This window comes from Bradyrhizobium iriomotense, from assembly GCF_030160715.1.
GTDB classification, from domain to species: domain Bacteria; phylum Pseudomonadota; class Alphaproteobacteria; order Rhizobiales; family Xanthobacteraceae; genus Bradyrhizobium; species Bradyrhizobium iriomotense.
Window position 1 is genome coordinate 317,971 of record NZ_BSOW01000005.1, and the last position, 17,228, is coordinate 335,198.

Here is a 17,228-nt window from a genome sequence, read left to right on the forward strand (position 1 = left end):
GCGGGACAACCTACGAAATGCGACGTCACACCCTACCTCGTCGGTCGATCGAAATGCACCCCTCTTGGACACTTACGTAATCGCGGCTTATTAGACCTGGTCATCAACATGCCCATTCCCTTGAGAACTCTTCGGCAAGCGGCTCTTGCACCGGCGCCAGTGAGAAAGTCCCTACGCGAAGCCAGAGCGCAGAAAGAGCGCACGGCCTTCTTCTGTCACAGCACTAAGGACAACGATCTTGCGCGGGGTCTTGTGAAGCTCTTGCAAGATTCCGAATGGCAAGTGTACGTCGACTATGAAGATACGGCTCTCCCGGAGAGACCAGACCGCGAGACAGCTCGAAGGCTCCGGGATGCAATTCGTGCTTCAAATTACTTCTTATTCCTTGCGACCCCGAATTCAGTCAGATCGCGATGGTGTCCGTGGGAGATTGGTTCGCAGACGGCTGCAAGAACGAAAGCGAAATCTGGGTCGCGCAAACTATCGAGAACGGAACGGTATACGGCAACGAATATTTGGACCTATATCGAAACTTGGATATTTCCGACGCCGGGCATCTTGCGGTCTGGGAGCCACACAAGAGTGAGGGACGCTTGGTCAAGGGCCTATAGTGCGCTCGACTGACATACATCATCTGGTAAAGAAAGGTGGACCGGCGCTTCTGGTGTTGCTACCTCCCCCAGCCTTGCTTTCCATCGACAGTTGCCTTCGCTCCGTGTAACATCCTTGGCGTTTCGCCAGGAGGAGCGGATGGCGCAGATCTCTTCCCTTCCCGACTGGATGGCCGACGTCGATCTGGACGGGCACGAGATCACTGGCGATATACCAATACTTCGCGACGCCGCGCGATGCCTGAAATATTCTCGGGCTCGCGCGCACGATTATGACAACATTGCGTTTGTTTTCGGATCTGCCCATCGCCAGGGCGGGCCGGTGCCCTTTGCCACCGTCCCCAGCGCGAAAGTAGCGCATGCTATTGCACTAGAACGCAACCAAGATGACGTCTCGGCTACTCCCGACCAGCATCGCCTGCTAGCGCACCGTGCGCTCGATCTTCCTGACGGACGTTTTCGATATGAATTCTTGGCAAGTGACGACCTTCTGCGCGTCTACATTCCCGACGATCCGGCCGGAACAGATTGGATCTACTCGTTGTCCGCCCCACCGGAATCGATAGCGAGAGATTTCACAGCACGCGATGCTGGTCTGAACCTAAGCTCAAGTATCTCCGCCAACCTACCTAAGGTCGCTTGGTTGAGACTGCCTGAAATTCTTGAAGGCGCCGGGTTTGTTCGGGGAGGTCCAACGATCTTTGAGCGCAGCGCGACAGTGCTTAACGACGCATTCTATGTCTTCGTCTCCCACCGCTGGCGAACCACGGATCACCCGGATCCAGACGGTTTGCAGGCGCGCCTCTTATGCTGCCAGCTATTCGCTACTCTCGTCGAGGCGATCCGGATCGCGAAGCTACGCGGGCTCAAAGAGCCTAGACGCTTTTCCACACTCCTCGGGCGTCCGATAGGACCTCACGGATCAGAGTTAGCCGAACGCATGATCGTGAACTTACTTCGACCGAATGCGACGACAGCGCTGCTAGATCAATTGGTAACGGAGTGCGCCGATCTTTCAGATTTCGTACGGCTAGGCGGAACGGCGGCAGCGAAGTCAGAAGCGGCACTCTCCGAAATCACTCATTTGCTATCGACGCGTCCAACGCTGATGAGTTTGGTTGAACGCATCTATGTTTGGTACGACTTTAGCTGCATTCCCCAGGCGGCCTTAGAGCGGCCGGATGTCATCGATTCCGCTCTTGAGAGTCTTGTGGGTCTCCAGCTTCTCGGATGCACCGTCGTGATGCTTGACGATCCTTTCGACTACCTCACCCGCGCATGGTGTACTCTGGAAATAGGGAACGCCGACTTATTTGGCGGTAATTATCATCTGCTGACTGGCTCCCACCGCGCGACCGCCTCAAGGGGCTCGAATGAACATCATTTCATAATGTTGATGGAGGATCGGGTGCATTTGATATGGCGCGGCCTCCTCGACACTATAGTTTTTCGAAGTCAGAGCACGGAGGAGTGCATGCGGCGCCTCGGTCTCGAGGTCACAAAGCCGACTGACCTCGTCAAAATCTTTGATCGGCTTTGCCTTCTTCCTGCCCCTAGCAAGATACACGTGGATCGCTCTGAGCTACTCACCGGGACGATACCGTATCCTGCGCTTATCGGGGTTACATCGCTATTCGAGGTCTGGGGCAGGTCGATTGACATGCAAAACTGGATAGCAGACGCCGAAGCGTACGACCTTGATTTCACCGGAGCGACGACCATTCGATCTTGGGACAACGCTTCGCGACCTTCCTGGCGGGATTATCCATCTTTCGAGTCGTCTGATCGTTCTCCGAACTGCCATTTAGCGATCATCGCGAGCTGCGAAGGTGAGGCAATACTTTGGGCGGCCGAAGTTGCGCGACGAAAGACTGAAATCGAGGCAGCGACCGGGAAGCGTGTTACCTCCGTTTCTTGGGTTGCCACTGATATCGTGCCAGTGGGGACACTCGCAGAAGCGCGTCTTTCGTTCGCACCCATATTCGCTGACGTTTGGATTGTGCTGTCCTTGTCCACTCGATTCGAACAATGCGGCACGACGAATCGTATCGTACGCGCTGCGATCGCTGGTGGTCACGAGATGTACGTACTTATGATCGATCAGCAGAAGGAAAATCTGAAACGAATTCCGGCGAAAGCCGTAAAGCCCCCTAAGGGACAAGCCACCGATTTGCCCATCTTTGCTGGCGGCGTGTTCAGCGCGGATCTACCCGGCGTCATCGAAAGTGTGACGGGCTACGGATCGTGATCAAGCTTTTTCAAATGGCTTACGCACTTATTGGGTAGGAACATGCGCGATCCAACGCAGCTTCGCACCGCACTATTCGGCGCGGTTCTCACCAAAAACATGGATCAACTAGAGCGCCTCTCGGCAGCATACTTTCGGGACATCATAACAAACTTCTCCGCTTGGCAGAACGTGCCCGTAGAGCTGCGCGACAGCGAGATCGCAATGCAGAACTGGGGTCGTTGCCTTCTAACCGTCGCCGAAACTCTCGAGGGGCAGGGCCATCCGGAAGCGATGCAGATGCTAATCGGCGATAGCAGCGATGAAGAGGTATGGAGGACTCTCGAACTAGGTCTGTCGCAAGCAGAGGCGTTTCATACGACTGGGCAATTTCGCGAAGAGCTTTCGGTTCTTTCAGAACTGGTGGCGTCGTTTTCGCGCGCACCTGGTTCCTGGAACGAGCGGATTCGCGCAAAGCTATTTGCCTCTATTGCTACAGCACATCTCGAGCTCGGCGAATTGGACGATGCCTACAGATCGACGCGACGCGCACTAGACGAATGCGTTAATTCCGGCGACAGCGAAGGAATTGAGGTCTATCGGAAGAACCTTGAATTTATCGACAGCAAACGTCTTATCGCTAGCCATGACCCGGAGTTCATGAGGCGCCTTATCGACGCGCAACGACTGAGCGATTCCGGACAATTTGACATTAGCAACGATCGGCTGCAGGAGCTCCTTCATCAAGCTACCGGCAATCCCGACCACACCCGTTTCCTCGGCAAGATATGGGGATTGATGGGCTTCAATCTGTTCAAGTCTCACGATACGCTCGGCGCCCGTGCGTTTACGGCGAAGGCGCTGGACGCTTGTCGCTCATCAAAGGATGCGCATGGCATAACAGTCTACGAATTTAACCTTGCCTTTATCGACAAGAACATCGGAGCCCGGCCGAATTCGACCTCGAGTTGATGGGTAAGCTCGACATCTGCAGGGAGACAGCAACTTGCTGCAGTCACCTCCAACCCGCCCGATTGTCATTGGGCTTCCATTACCGATAGGGGCGCCTCTGAGAACAGCGTGGTACAAACGGGTCGTCAGGCATCAACTCATGCCACTCGTCCCTACCAAGATTACGGTTTGCTTTTGAGCACGCGAGCCCGATCCATTGGGCCAGATCGAGCGTCCAGGTTTTGACAGACCCGTCGCCGCTAGAGGTGATTATACGACGACGCTCTTCATCGACATACAATGCGCTCACCTCGCTCGAACCGGCGCTCAGTGCGCCGGAGAAGCGGGTATCTCGCCCGGACCAGGTTAGGACGCGGCCGTCGTGATCCCCGACCACGAGTAAATCAGCGCCGAGGGACATAGCCGACACGCTACCTGCGGCTTGCCTTGCTTGCAGAACTTGCTGGTCCGCGGGATTTCTGGCCTCGGTAAGCACGACCGTTCGATCAGTACCTCCGCCGCCTGAGCCGAATGATACAATTGTGTTGCCGTCTCGCGAGTAGGCGAGGCCAGCGACTTCCGACGTGTGTGCGCGGTGTGGCTTGCCCACCGCAGTCCAGACTTCGTTCGTCCGGCTATACTGACTGAGCATGCCGTCCTTCATTCCGATTGCGATCCGATCACCATCTCGGTTCAGAGCGATCGAACGTGCCGCCGCCGGAGGGCGGATTTGCGCACTCGCAACCTCCGATCCGCCGATTTGAAAGACAGTGACAAGCGCTCCATCCTCCTGGACAGCGGCCACGGTTCGGCCATCGCCGCTGATCTCGAGTTCATCAGGCGGTGCAGCGCCACTGGGCCGAAGCACCGTCGTGGCGGTGTCGGCGCCTGCCACACTCGTCGTCAGGATAGCTCCGCCAGAAGTGGTCCAAGCGATCTGCGAGCCGCGATCATCTAGCGCAACCGACGGGATCGCCCAGATAATCTCCTCGAACCCGGCGGCATCTGTTTCTGCACGCTTAAAGGCCTTGCCGGAACGGTCAGAACGTTGACTAATTGAGACGAGATCCAGCAACGTTATCCAGGCATCTCCCTCCAAACGACGAAGTTGCGCATGGTTCTGGTCCAGCGAGACGGCTATCACAACCCCGCTCCAATTGACGCGGATCGCACTTGGAGCGGGGTTCAGTTGTGGCATCTCCTCATATGGTCCCTCCCGGCCAACCAGATCCCAAATCGCTGCGGTGCCGTTTGAGGACGCCGAGAGCAGTTGCTTGCCGCCCTTGCCGAACGAGATTGCAGTGACGGAATCGGAATGTCCGCGCAAGGGGGCATCGTCCGTTGCGTGCTGCGTAACTGCTTCAAATAGCCTTATGACTCCGGCGGAATCTCCGATTGCGATCTTTCCAGTCATCGGCTCGATAGCTGCCGCAGTAGCCAACGGCACCGTATCGCCACCTGATGGCTTCATCAGACGTCCATCTGACATGTTGAAGTAGAGTAAGCGTCCATACCGACTAAGGACTACGAGCGAGCCATCATGTAGATATCCTAGTGCAAGAATGCCGCCCTCGACGTGCGGATAGCGATCGACGACGGAAAATGTGTCCGTGTCTACGGTAACAACGATCCCTGCGCTCGTGCCAAACGCAAGGCGTCGGCGGGTCGGGTCAAACGAGATAGCTTCGATCCTTATCCCATCGCCCTCGCCTATTTCGTGCAACAACGTCCCATAACGGGCGTCGAAGATCGCAAGACGACCAGCCCCTGTTCCCGCGGCCACCAATCGCTTCGACGGGCCGTAGGCAAGAACGCGAACCCGTCTTTCCCGCACGGTTGGTACCTTGGGGTCTGCCTTGAGCACCAGGCTGATGCTTCCGTCGCGAAGTCGATCGACCCGTCCGTCTTCGCGGCCCAACCAAGTCCCCTCCTCGCTCGTCGCGACGGAAGTGACGGTCTCACGAGAATTTGCCTCAACTGTCTCCGCCGAGTTCCTTCCTGGCGAGAGAACGCGCAATCCGGCGTCCGTTGCCAGGACATAATCACCCGACGAGCTGAGAGCCGCGGACTCGATGTAGCTGCCAGCATTAATGATACGCTTGAGGAAGCGGAATTCCTGGAGTTGCTCGATCAGCGCACCACGGGCCTCCGGGGTGTCGGCAACCAGCAGCGCGCGAGCTCCGATCGATAATGCTCGGTCTGCACCCGCCGCGTCCTTTGAGATTATCGCCAGTTGCCGTGAAACCGACGCCTGGCGTCGCTGTTCGGCAACGAGATAGTTCGTGATCGCGATGGTTGCGGCGGCCAACAAGACCGCTGCGGTCCCGACCGCCGCCACTGCCAACCGGCGCCAATAGGCACTCTGCCCTTCGCGAGAGGAGCCGAGAAATTCGCTCACGCCCGCAACGTTCATGGCGTCGGGATTTTCCCGAACCATCGCCTCAGCTTCTGCAAGCTGCGCCCCAGAATACAGGATGCTCGAGTCCGATCGTCCAGATCGTTGCCAACGCTCGGCGTCTCGCCGGACTTGATAGGGCGTCAATCTCGCTGGACCGCGGTATCCTAGCGTCTTGCGTCCCGTCAGCGCCGCTTCCAGCTTCTCAAGGCTTTCCTTATCGTCAACGCCCTTCGTAAAGTCGGCCCAGTTTATCTCCTGAAAGAGCCTCCCCGAACCGAGCTTGGCAGACTCGATCAGTGATAGACCAGGAAGAGCCACCGGGATAATTCTGAATGATGGGTCGCGACGGTAGCGCGCCAGCGCAAGCTCCGCCTCCCAGAGATGGGTCGGCCCCCAGCCGTTACCACCAAGGAAAATCGCGCAGACCGTGCACCGCTCCATCGCCTTCTCGATCCAGGGAATGAAGGCTTCGCCGGTCGGAATCGCAAAGACATCGAGAAAGAAGCTCGTTCCGAACTCAAGCTCCAGTGCGTCAGCAAGCCGTCGGATGAAAGCCTTGTCGGCGTTGTTGTGACACAGAAATACCAAATCACCGGGATCGCTGGATCCCTGCCGCTTGGCGCGGATCTGGAGTGATTCCTGAGTCATGACGACGAGTAGTTGCCCCCTCTAAGCGAAGATAGGCAATCTCAACCACCCTAGAGATTTCCGCAAGGTGACCTGGACAACGCCAGTGTCCGCAAACCAATCAACGTCCCGCCGCGACAGCCGCCAGGTCAATCCAGGCGCCAATATTCCTTGGTCCCGAACCACCAATGTAGTCGTAAACCGGCGAGTCCGCCGACGCAGCCGGGGGACAGATCTGCCAGCCATTTCGGACGGCTCACCGGGATGGTATACTCACCGCACACTTGAGGAGGCCGAAGACATTGAGAGATCCTCACTTACCTCTCGCTATGCGTCCTTTGCGAGTAAAGTGACCAAACTCCTTCTCTTTCGCGCGAGACGAACTAGCAATTCCGATTGTTCTGATTGTGCTAGCCAATCTTGAAAGCGTTGAACGCCGTGTTGCGTTCTAGTCTCGTCCTGACAATTTGCGATCAAGACTAGCTGAATTGCCTGGACAGAATCCGCGACATAGATGCCGAACGGCCCGTTGACTACGGTTGCGTTCGGAAATCCCAGCATTCGCTTTGCTTGAGCCTCGGTAACACTCTTATGGCAAGCGACCAGATGTACTGGCCCTCCGTCAGCGTTCGCAAGCTGCTTGGTCCAATCGTGATCTGCCAGATGTGGCTGTCCGACCATCTCACGGGCGGCGGCGACGGACATCGCGTCCGGCACTGCGCCGAGGCGAACGAGTACGCGCGATCCACCGATAGTCGTTACGCAGCTGTCCTCTCGGCTTGCTGAACGACTCGGCCCAAGACTTCCTCTCACGGCCGCTATCATGCTTGCCCTACGCTGCAGATAGCTTTGACGATTCCAATCGAGCGCTGGTCCCAAATAGCCTTTGCCTCGACTGGCCTCGATCACGCCCCTTTGCACCATCTTGACCGTGGCTCTTACAATAGTCTCCCGAATTTCGCCTTCTATAGCACCAGGCCCCTTGACCATTCGACCGAAACGGTACTGCTCCTCCACAAATTTCTGAAACTGCTTGTCTGCTGGGCGCGACGGGACGTTTGAAGAGCTAGGCTCAAAGATGTTCACGATGAACACCTTTCCCGGCGCTTGCGAGTACGCAAGATTGAGTTCGGCTTGACAGATTCCCACACTACCACCTTGCGGACCCGTCGCCCCAGCATGGCCGTTGTAGAGCGCGACGAAGATGTCGCACTCGCGCGCCTGCCTCAGACACTCATCCCAAGCGTCGAGTTCGAGGTCCTCTGTAGCTTTCTCATGTATCCATACTTCGTAGGGTCGTTCGCCAAACACGGACGTCGCCTCTACGTCCTTCTTCAGCTTTAGACGCAGCTCGCTCAGGCTCAATCCGCCCTTGGAAGCGAGCGGAAATCGATCATTGCAACGACTGGATATCATAACTTTTATCTTCGAAGACTTGGCCATTACGTGGTCACCACAAGCGCAATCGCGAACGCCACGCTATCTCGTCTGGAGGGCCCAGCGTTCGCAATTTCGCGCCCATGCCAGCATTCTCTATGCTTTGCGACTAGCCCACATTGGCCTGCCTCACGATGTCGCCGGCCTTGTCGAGTGTGGTCCGAATTACCGAGCCGGGTTCTCTATCCCGCCGGTCGCCAGGCCTCGTTGTTCTGTGATCAATCGCCCAACGCAATTGGTCGAAGCCCTCCCTCAGTGCATCAGGAGGCATATAATCCACCGAAACGTCGAGCATCTTGTCGACGAGCGGTTTGAGTTCTGGCCATATCGGACCGTTTGGGCCGGGAAATTGGTCGCATACCTGCAGAGTGGCGTATGCCATAATGTATCCCTTGGCGAAATTTACTTCTTGCGATTTTCTCATCAGACTACTGATGGTCGCTATCGCCTCGGACAGTAAGTGCGCCCGGATTTTCTCCGACGGTCCATCCCAGGACTTACGAAGATAAAAAAATAGCGCAATCGACATATCGAACCTGTCTATGTCCGAGAAAACACCTCGGTCGATCCATTCAAGAACACGCTTTTCAAGACTGCTGGCATGAGGACAACGCCGCAAGACCTCGAAGACACAATCGATATTGCAATTGTAGGGACCACGGTCCGGCACAAGAATGTAGTTCACGACCTCATCATAGTCGCCCGTGTACCTATCTCGGTTCTGCAGCAGGAATGAATGAAATCGGGTATCACACTTGATGTATTCGCGGTAGAGGCGGATGACCTCTGACAGCCGCCCTGAGCCTCGTGTGGAGATCAAGTAGGTCCCAAGGCTTTGGATTTCATCGCGGCTCAGTTCGCAACCTTTGACCACGCGCTCAAACTCTTCGAACCCGATTCCATGGTTCGCAACAATTGTGGCGATTCCGCTTGCACAGCCGAACGTCGTGCCGAAGCTTGGCCGACCCTTTCTCCCCTCCACAAAGGCCAACGTTTCGAATGCGGTAGCAATGTCGATCGGCGGGATCTCACTTTCGAGGCAGGCTCTCAACAATTTGTCACTAAGCGCTCCATCTTGCCGCACCTGATCATAAAGTGTTCTCATCGGCGCAAATGAATGCTCAATCATCGCGTAGAGGTACAAGTAGTCTCTCGGCGGCGTTAGTGCATGAGATGGACGAAGCTGGTTCAGCAGAGCTATAAGACTCGATCGACTAGATTCGAGATCTTGCAGATCAAGATGAACGCGATCGGCTAGCTGTGGATGCGGAGGTCCTGGATCGATCCTGATGGGAATGATCTTCTTCGTCTTATTTTGTAGCTCAAACTCGAGAGCGCACTCTATCTCTCTTTGAACCCACTTCGATCGCGACGAACTTTCAGAAACCAGTACGATCAGGTAGTCGTGACTCTTTATACCGGCGACAATTGGTGAGGTAAGAGCATCTCCAGCTGACAATTCGCCCTCATCCAACCAAACCCTCGTTCGATATCCCTCGAGATGTTCTTTCAGCCGACGCGCAACCGGCTTGTCAGGCTCGCTGTGGCTTATGAACACGCTGCTGTAGTAGCTTTGTGGCATTTCAACTTTCGTTGTCGGGCGACGAAAACGAAGCCCGCTGATAGCCTCCACTAACCGCCACATTTTAGGGTACTCCGCCATCGGCCAGAGCGATGGCCTTTTGTGCAATGCCCACAATCTAGCCGCGAAACTACCGACGGCACGCGCTGTCAGTGTAGACTGGAACCGATAGAATCACCAAGGATCGAATTTCGGGCAGGGGCGGAAAGTAGCGTGAGCTTGATTAGCAAATGGCGGCGGACGGTCATCTTGCCGGCCATGCCCGAGCGACGAATTCCTGCGGGTAAAAATGCGGTCACGCAGACTGCCTCTTCGCGGATCACCGTTTCAGCGCTGTTCTTCGATTCCCAGCACAACGGCCACGACCTAATCAGGCTCGACGTGACCCCGCCGTTTAACGAGATGCTGATCCGCCTGCCGAAGGCGCACCGAGTCGATGATCCCCTGCCGGTCCTGACCGCGCTCGACCCCAGTCAATACTGCGATGCCGCGACGCCGCTTGAGCTAAAATGGGATCGCCTCGGTGTCCTGGAAAAATGGGCAGACACCCCCGAGAAGGTTCTGGCATCCTGGCGAAACGAATTCAGATTCGCGGTTGAAGACCTGGAAGCGGATGTGCCGGGACTTCGCCTGCCGCAGAATCGGCGCACTCCATGCGATGTAGAGCTCGAGGCCGTCTCGTCTTCCATAAAGCCGCGCCTACGCCTTCTCCTCCCCTAGAGGGATAGCCGTCAATCAACCTTGCCAAGCTAGAATGAAGCGATGATGCTAGGTATTGAGAGGAGATAAAAGATACTTTCGCGAATTTGTTGGGCCGCGGCATGCCTATAAAACCGAAGTTCGACTTGTTCATAAGCTACGTGCGCAGCGATGCGCGCGTTAAGCTGGGTCGTCGTACCTTCGATATTGTTGAGCTTCTTAAACGTGAACTTGAGAGCCACGTTCGTCCTAAGGGCTTTCCCGGCCCCTCTAATTTCGTTGTCTGCACCGACATCGATGACTTTGAGCTTGGTGGCACCTTCGATCAGGTGATGAGAGATCGCATCCTGCATTCCACGGGGTTCTTGCTTGTATGCAGCCCTCAGGTGCAGGCGAGCAAATATGTTTTGCGCGAAATCGAGTTATTTCGGCTGCTTAAGCCAGCGCAACCACCTTTGGCCGCAATTCGGGGGGCAACTCCGTCGTCCATATTGCCCGAGTTCTTCTCTGATCAGATCGTCGCAGCTGATCTCACCTGCCCCGCCGATGCGACGCTTCGCGAAGTTCGCGCAACTTTGCGGCGCGAAAGTCACAAGATTGTCGCTCAGATCTGGGGAATACCCACTCGGCAAGTTTACGATCGGTTCGAGGAACGCCGCCGTTTCATTCGTCGCAGAATCGCCGCCGCCGCAGTCGGCGCGCTTGGCTCGCTTGTTGGGATCGTGCTTTGGCTCGGCGGAGAAGCAGGTTATCACAGAGTTAAAGAGCTAACGCCTCCCGCGAAGCTAGTATCTCCGGCGGGAGTTGGCTTCACAGCGTCTATCCCTGTTGTCATTCGCGACCGAGCGGCCTACATTTGGAAAAATCCGGCGATCGCCCCCGAAAAGCTTGATCTTTCCATTTATGCCTTGCGAGCGCTTCAGCATTCGCCCAGCAGCATGCTGGTTGCGGACGTCAATCAATTTGCCATCGTCGATATATCGACTGGCAACTCCTCTTTTCAGCGCGCCTTTGGCGGCGAGTTCGCCGGCATTGCTACCTGGAAGGGCTGGTCAGCAGTCTCAAACAAGGACGGCGCCGTCCTGATTGTGTCCCCTGAGGGCACAGTCTCCGAGGGTCCCCGTCCTTCATCGCAGACGGGTCGACGATTTCCAACATTTCGAGAGACCGGCCCGTTTCGCTACGGCGAGCACTTAGCTCTAAATGAACACTATCTCGCCAGCGCTACATTGACTGGCCAACTCGGCATACTTGATCGGAAGACCGGCCATTTCGTCGTAGCCGATATACCGCAATTCCCACTCGTCGAACCCATAGAGCGCAAGGAAGATCCGGTGCTCTATGAAACGGAGAATACGCGGCCGATTTCGACTGTCGCTTTCCTTCCAGATGGCGACCTGATGTTCGCCGAGGGCGGAGGTCTTCGTCGCATCGATCCCAGCAGCGGCAAGATCACTTTCCTCTCGCATTGCCCGATCGAACTGGCACGTCAAATTATCCCCCTGCCAAGATCCCACCGGCTGATTGTTCTTACGACATCCACCTTGGAAGAGCTTGAGATGGACAAGGATGATCGTAGCAAGGTGCACTGCTTAAGACGCTCAACACTGGCGCCAAAATCGGCTCCACGCGCCGCGCTGTCCAACGACGGACAGACCTTATTGGTCGCCTATTTCGATGCAGCTCCGGACGTCTGGCAACCAACTTACAGCCTATTCGGTCTACAAGTTAGACTGCCTTCCTGGCTCTGGTAGAGCCGTTACCTTCACGCCATTTCATCCCGCATTCAAGAGATCTGAGCTAGATGACGCCCAGCCCGCTCGTTTACCAGAACTCGATTGAAGCAGTAGACGGCGCTGATACCTTGTAATGGGGTGATGGACGATGACCGCGAAGTCCTTGCACAACGATAGCCCAATTTCGGAACCATCCGAGGACCGCTTCGGGATCGAACCGTTCGCGAAGACGCTCGCCACGGGCATTCTCCAAATGACGGCGCCGGAAGGAACGGTCATCGCGCTGAATGGTCCGTGGGGCTCAGGGAAGAGCAGCACCGTGAACCTTGTCCGTCATCACTTAGCGGGCGCGATCGAAGCCGAGGAAATAGCTGTCGTTGATTTCGCCTGTTGGTGGTTCAGAGGCGAAGAGGATCTCGCGCTTGCCTTCTTCAGGGAGTTATACGCCGGTCTCGGACCTTCTCTGGGAAATCGCTTCAGGAAGGCACTGCCGAAGCTCGGCGCCCGTCTGCTCAAGACAGCCGATATCGTGGGCCCGGTGGTTGATTTGGCCGGCGCAGCCGGAGCCGGCACGGTCGCGTCGGGAGCTATGAAATGGGCGTCGGGTCTGATCAAGCTCGACGATAGCGTCGAAAAGCTGTACGCAGAAATCTCCAAAACCTTGAGCGATCAGAAGCGGCGTTTCCTCATCGTCATCGATGACATCGACCGTCTCGCGCCCGACGAGGCCTTACTCATATTCAGGCTGGTGAAATCGGTCGGTCGACTTCCGAATGTCATCTATCTCTTGGTCTTTGATCGCCCCCTCGCAGAAGCGATCGTGAAGCAGAGGTATCCATCCGAAGGGCCCCAGTATCTCGAGAAGATCATCCAAGCCAGCTTCGATATTCCCGAGCCACGCATCGAAGATCTGCGTGACCAGATGCTCGCGAACATTGGGAGGATATGCGGAGCTCCAAGCGAATCCGACCTCCTGCAATTTATGAACGTTTTCTACGATGTCGTCGCACCGGAGATCCGGACCCCGCGCGACGTGAACAGGTTGGCCAATAGCCTTTCCGTCACCTGGCCTGCGATCGGTCCTGAAGTCGATCGTGCCGACTTCATAGGCATCGAAACACTGCGGCTTTTACAGCCGACGGTCTATCGCGCCATTCGCTCTAACAAGGCCCGACTTACCGGAGTCGCTGACCGCGGGCTCGGCCGATATTCGCCGGATCAGAAGGCCGACTACGACAAAATCCTGCTCGGCGGCATCGAGCAGAAGGAGACGGAACGACTTAGGCGCGCCCTGAAGCGCCTCTTTCCAAGGTTGGATTCCGTATGGGGCAATCTCTCATACGGCTCGGACTGGGTCGCGGGTTGGGAGCGCCAACGCCGAGTGTGCGCGCCGTCGCGATTCGATGCTTATTTTAGATTCTCCATTGGCGACGAGGCACTGAAGAAAGAAGAGATCGACGCACTCATTGAACAGGCTTCCGATCGCTCATTCATCCAGAGCAGGCTGAGAGAGGCGGTCGGCCTTCTGCGACGCGACGGCCGGACGAAAGCTTCCCTTATCCTCGACGAGCTCAATCTTCATGCGGGCTCGATCGCGAAGGAAGACGTTGGGTCACTACTTATGGCGATATTCGAGGTCGCCGACGAACTGGATACGCCTCGAGATGCAGCAGAGGCCTTTTCCATCGGCGACAATTTTCTCAGGGTCCATTGGTTGCTGCGCCGACTAATTCTCGATCGTTTCCATTTGCAAGAGAGGTCCGCCATCCTAGTCACGGCTTGTAAGACAGCTCCTGTTGGATGGTTAGCTGATCTCGCCGACTCCGCGTCCGCCGCACACCATCCCCAGGATGGAAAGTCATCAGAAACCCAAACTCTAATTACTACCGAGGAGGACTGCGCGAAGCTGCAGGCCATGGCGCTCAGAGGCATCCGCAGTGCGGCCAAATCCGGGGCTTTGGCGTCACACCACAGGCTCCGCCAACTGCTCCATAAATGGCATGAGGTGGCAAAGGACGATGGCCAGGAAGTGAAGCGCTGGACGAAGGCGCAACTGGCTCGGGATGACAACGTCGTATTGTTCGCGCAGGCGTTCACGTCTCACGGCTGGAGCCATGGTTCCGGCAATCGGGTTGCGCAACGGTTCACGACCGCCGCCGTGGACGGGATTGAGCGGATTTTCAACGTAGGGCTCTTCCGCGGAAGGATTCAGTCGCTTCTCGCGGACAGCACGATACGTGAGGGAGATCGCTCGATCCTATCGGAGTTCGACGCTGCATGGGCCAGGCGAGATAAGGGCGAGCGCCACTGAATGGCAGGCTGGAGCAACGTCGCGCCGGGGTTGAAGGGGATTACCAGCCGCGCGACGAGGCCGGCTCGATCCTACAAGGATTCAACTACGAGACCGGACTGAGCCACACGCTACGGAATTTGCTACGAGGCATCAAGGATTCGAATGACCCGCGCCTATCAGTTCAACATATTGATTTTATTGGGGTTACTGGTAGCGGGGGAACGCTACCGCCTTTCCCCACACCATCCGGACCTGCGATATCTCATCCAATCCTACGCATGAGGCGGTCTGCGAGGCCGCATTGCGCGAAACTCTTATGGTCTTAAGCGCTGGCCGCTTTGGGCGGCTCAACGGACATCCGCCAAAGGTAATTATTTAGGGCGGCTTGTGACCCGTCGCGGAAAATGGTGCCACTCCGTCGGTGCGGTATCCTGAGCCCCAGAGTTAATGGGCAACCTTTTTTGGTCCGAGCCGGGAGCACGGTCAGACAATGATCAGTCGGACTAACGGAACACGATCACGTAACAGTGCTTTCCGATCGGGAACAGTTCCCCAAGACTCGCATAGATTTCTCCCTCGTATCAAGTCTCTTCGTGGCCTCGCTACGGTGTCTGTCGTAGGTTACCATCGTCGATCTTCGGCATGACAGTGTTCTCCCGCCGAATCGCCGTCGCGCAACGTGCAGGCAGTAACGCCCGGCTCGCCGCAATCGCGCGGAAGTCTCAATCTGACGAAAATCGACCAAACCCGCCGCCCGGGCTCCGGTTTTGAGGATCTGTCAAAACCACCGCTGAACAGGACCGCATGGCGACTGGCAGCAATGCCGGCCAGCCGTCGAGCTTTTGCCGTATTCAGGAGTTGCCCGCCATTCGCTCCAGCTTCTGCAAACACCTCGTGGTGCGGACCTCGACCGGCATGTCCTCGTCGGGAAAATTCGTGTTCCAGTCGGTGACGCCGACCTCGCCGACATACATATCGCCCCTTGAATCCAGCGCGATGCCATGCGGGGCCAGAAACTTGCCGCTCGAAAGACCGGGTCCATCCTCGCCCCCGAGTCGCGCAATGCGCTTGCCTTTGGCGTCCACAATCGACAGCCGCGGGCCAAGATTGGGCACCTTGCGGTTAACAGGCATGGCGGGACCGAGTTCGCCAACCACGAACGTCGGATTTCTCGTCCCGCCGCAACAGCACAGCGCACAGGGCCGGTGCAGATTGTTCCACTGCGTCTCGTATTTTCCGTTACCGTCGAACACCTGCACGCGATGGTTCTCGCGGTCGGCGACATAGACCCAGCCGTCGGTATCGGTGACGATGTTGTGCACGATGTTGAACTGGCCAGGGTCTGTACCCGGTGCGCCCCAGCTCTTCATCAGCTTGCCGTCCGGCGTGAATTTGTGGATCCGGGCGTTGCCATAGCCGTCGGAGACGTAGATCTCGCCCTTCGGCGACAGCGCCGTATGGGTGCAGCGATGGAAGGGATTGCCGCTCATGAACGGCGCGGGCTTTTCGGGGACGCCGATCGTCAGCAGCACCATGCCGTCGGTCGTGCACTTGCGCACGGTGTGGTCGCCGTCATCGGTGCAGTAGAGATTGTCGTCGGCATCGATGTGCAGGCCGTGGGCGCGGGAGAAAAGCCCCTCACCCCAGCTGCGCAGGAAATTGCCCTCGCGGTCCAGCACCATCATCGGATGGGCGCCGCGGTTGAAGACGTAGATGCGGTCCTTGCTGTCAACCGCGACGGAGGCGACATCGGTGAGCTGCCAGCCATCCGGCAGCTTTGCCCAATTGTCGACGACGCGGTAGCGGTGCTCGCCCGAGCCGAGAATAGCTGCCACCTGATCTCCCATCATTGCAAGTGTGCGACGCGGGGCGGCTTAGCCGAACGTGCAGCCCTTGGATTCCAGCACCTTGCCGATGCCCGAGAGTTCGAGGATGTTCCCACCGGCCTTGAGCGCCTTCATCACACCGGCTTCCTTGTCCTCGCGCGCCGCCGACTTGACGCAGACGTCGGCGATGTTTTCCTTCGGCACGATCACGACGCCGTCGTCATCAGCACTCACGATGTCGCCAGGACGAACGGCGATGCCGCCAATGACGATCGGCTGGTTGATGATGCCGAGCGTCTCCTTGACGGTGCCTTTCATGCACAGGCCGTAGGAGAAGACGTTGAAGCCGGTGTCGCGCACCGCAAGGCCATCGCGAACGCCGGCATCCGTGACCAGGCCGACGATGCCCTTGGCGACGCAAGCCGTCGCCAGCACCTCGCCGAAGCCGCCCTGCTCGGGATGATCGCCTGCGCTCACCACGAGCACGTCGCCCGGCTTGGCCAGCGAAATCGCCGTGATCAGCATCATGTTGTCGCCGGGATGGCAGCTCACCGTCAGCGCCGGCCCGCAGGCGCGCATCCCGGAATAGATCGGCTTGATGCGGGAAGTCATCGCACCCGATCGCCCCTGCGCTTCGTGTAGTGTGGACGGAGGAAACTGCTTGATGCGCTCGACAAGATCGGCAGTGGGTCGATCGAATGTCCTGATCACATGCACCATGGTAACCTCCTTGCGGCCGCGATCTCCGTAACACCTCCATAACCAACCGCTTTGAGGCGGCAAATTCATATTTCAGGATTGCCGCATCGCGTTTCGTTATGGGTCGCGCGCATCGTCACGA

Annotated in this window: 11 protein-coding genes; 6 read left to right on the forward strand and 5 right to left on the reverse strand. The window is 57.1% G+C overall.

All coding sequences use genetic code 11. From position 1 onward, the window contains the following. Positions 1-108: 108 nt before the first annotated feature. From QQL28_RS46105 to QQL28_RS10040, 3 genes are all read left to right on the forward strand, one after another. Positions 109-624 (forward strand): toll/interleukin-1 receptor domain-containing protein, encoded by a 516-nt coding sequence (locus QQL28_RS46105; RefSeq protein ID WP_431309586.1) that lies wholly within the window; start codon positions 109-111, stop codon positions 622-624. A gap of 126 nt (positions 625-750) precedes the next feature. Further along, positions 751-2,859 (forward strand): hypothetical protein, encoded by a 2,109-nt coding sequence (locus QQL28_RS10035; protein ID WP_284264217.1) that lies wholly within the window; start codon positions 751-753, stop codon positions 2,857-2,859. Between the two features lie 42 nt (positions 2,860-2,901). Further along, positions 2,902-3,810 (forward strand): hypothetical protein, encoded by a 909-nt coding sequence (locus QQL28_RS10040; RefSeq protein WP_284264219.1) that lies wholly within the window; start codon positions 2,902-2,904, stop codon positions 3,808-3,810. A gap of 79 nt (positions 3,811-3,889) precedes the next feature. On the opposite strand, the gene QQL28_RS10045 is transcribed toward QQL28_RS10040, so the two are convergent. The 3 genes from QQL28_RS10045 to QQL28_RS10055 form a co-directional block, all read right to left on the reverse strand. Then, positions 3,890-6,835: a toll/interleukin-1 receptor domain-containing protein gene (locus QQL28_RS10045; RefSeq protein ID WP_284264221.1), complete on the reverse strand. Its 2,946-nt coding sequence runs from the start codon at positions 6,833-6,835 to the stop codon at positions 3,890-3,892. Positions 6,836-7,141: 306 nt separating this feature from the next. Beyond that, the gene (locus tag QQL28_RS10050) at positions 7,142-8,257 is read right to left on the reverse strand and encodes a hypothetical protein (RefSeq protein WP_284264223.1); all 1,116 of its coding nucleotides are present in this window, start codon (positions 8,255-8,257) and stop codon (positions 7,142-7,144) included. 103 nt (positions 8,258-8,360) lie between these two features. After that, the gene (locus QQL28_RS10055) at positions 8,361-9,896 is read right to left on the reverse strand and encodes a toll/interleukin-1 receptor domain-containing protein (protein ID WP_284264225.1); all 1,536 of its coding nucleotides are present in this window, start codon (positions 9,894-9,896) and stop codon (positions 8,361-8,363) included. Positions 9,897-10,046: 150 nt separating this feature from the next. Here QQL28_RS10055 and QQL28_RS10060 point away from each other — a divergent pair, with 150 nt between their 5' ends. The 3 genes from QQL28_RS10060 to QQL28_RS10070 all read left to right on the forward strand — a co-directional run bounded on the left by QQL28_RS10060 (position 10,047) and on the right by QQL28_RS10070 (position 14,579). Further along, on the forward strand, positions 10,047-10,553 hold the full coding sequence (locus tag QQL28_RS10060; protein ID WP_284264226.1) for a hypothetical protein: 507 nt from the start codon (positions 10,047-10,049) through the stop codon (positions 10,551-10,553). 125 nt (positions 10,554-10,678) lie between these two features. Continuing rightward, complete coding sequence (locus tag QQL28_RS10065) at positions 10,679-12,286, forward strand: toll/interleukin-1 receptor domain-containing protein (RefSeq protein WP_284264228.1); 1,608 nt, start codon at positions 10,679-10,681, stop codon at positions 12,284-12,286. A 130-nt stretch (positions 12,287-12,416) separates the two neighbouring features. Continuing rightward, positions 12,417-14,579, forward strand: a complete 2,163-nt coding sequence (locus QQL28_RS10070; RefSeq protein WP_284264230.1) for a KAP family P-loop NTPase fold protein — start codon at positions 12,417-12,419, stop codon at positions 14,577-14,579. A gap of 833 nt (positions 14,580-15,412) precedes the next feature. Here the strand turns inward: QQL28_RS10070 and QQL28_RS10075 are convergent. Further along, positions 15,413-16,396, reverse strand: a complete 984-nt coding sequence (locus QQL28_RS10075) for a peptidyl-alpha-hydroxyglycine alpha-amidating lyase family protein (protein WP_284264232.1) — start codon at positions 16,394-16,396, stop codon at positions 15,413-15,415. 39 nt (positions 16,397-16,435) lie between these two features. Beyond that, complete coding sequence (locus QQL28_RS10080; protein ID WP_284264234.1) at positions 16,436-17,107, reverse strand: 4-carboxy-4-hydroxy-2-oxoadipate aldolase/oxaloacetate decarboxylase; 672 nt, start codon at positions 17,105-17,107, stop codon at positions 16,436-16,438. Positions 17,108-17,228 lie beyond the last annotated feature (121 nt).

What these genes read in the sequence shown, in the direction of transcription:
- QQL28_RS46105 (WP_431309586.1), top strand. Translation starts at nt 109, where the DNA reads ATGCCCATTCCCTTGAGAACTCTTCGGCAAGCGGCTCTTGCACCGGCG.
- QQL28_RS10035 (WP_284264217.1), top strand. Translation starts at nt 751, where the DNA reads ATGGCGCAGATCTCTTCCCTTCCCGACTGGATGGCCGACGTCGATCTG.
- QQL28_RS10040 (WP_284264219.1), top strand. Translation starts at nt 2,902, where the DNA reads ATGCGCGATCCAACGCAGCTTCGCACCGCACTATTCGGCGCGGTTCTC.
- QQL28_RS10045 (WP_284264221.1), bottom strand. Translation starts at nt 6,835, where the DNA reads ATGACTCAGGAATCACTCCAGATCCGCGCCAAGCGGCAGGGATCCAGC.
- QQL28_RS10050 (WP_284264223.1), bottom strand. Translation starts at nt 8,257, where the DNA reads ATGGCCAAGTCTTCGAAGATAAAAGTTATGATATCCAGTCGTTGCAAT.
- QQL28_RS10055 (WP_284264225.1), bottom strand. Translation starts at nt 9,896, where the DNA reads ATGTGGCGGTTAGTGGAGGCTATCAGCGGGCTTCGTTTTCGTCGCCCG.
- QQL28_RS10070 (WP_284264230.1), top strand. Translation starts at nt 12,417, where the DNA reads ATGACCGCGAAGTCCTTGCACAACGATAGCCCAATTTCGGAACCATCC.
- QQL28_RS10080 (WP_284264234.1), bottom strand. Translation starts at nt 17,107, where the DNA reads ATGGTGCATGTGATCAGGACATTCGATCGACCCACTGCCGATCTTGTC.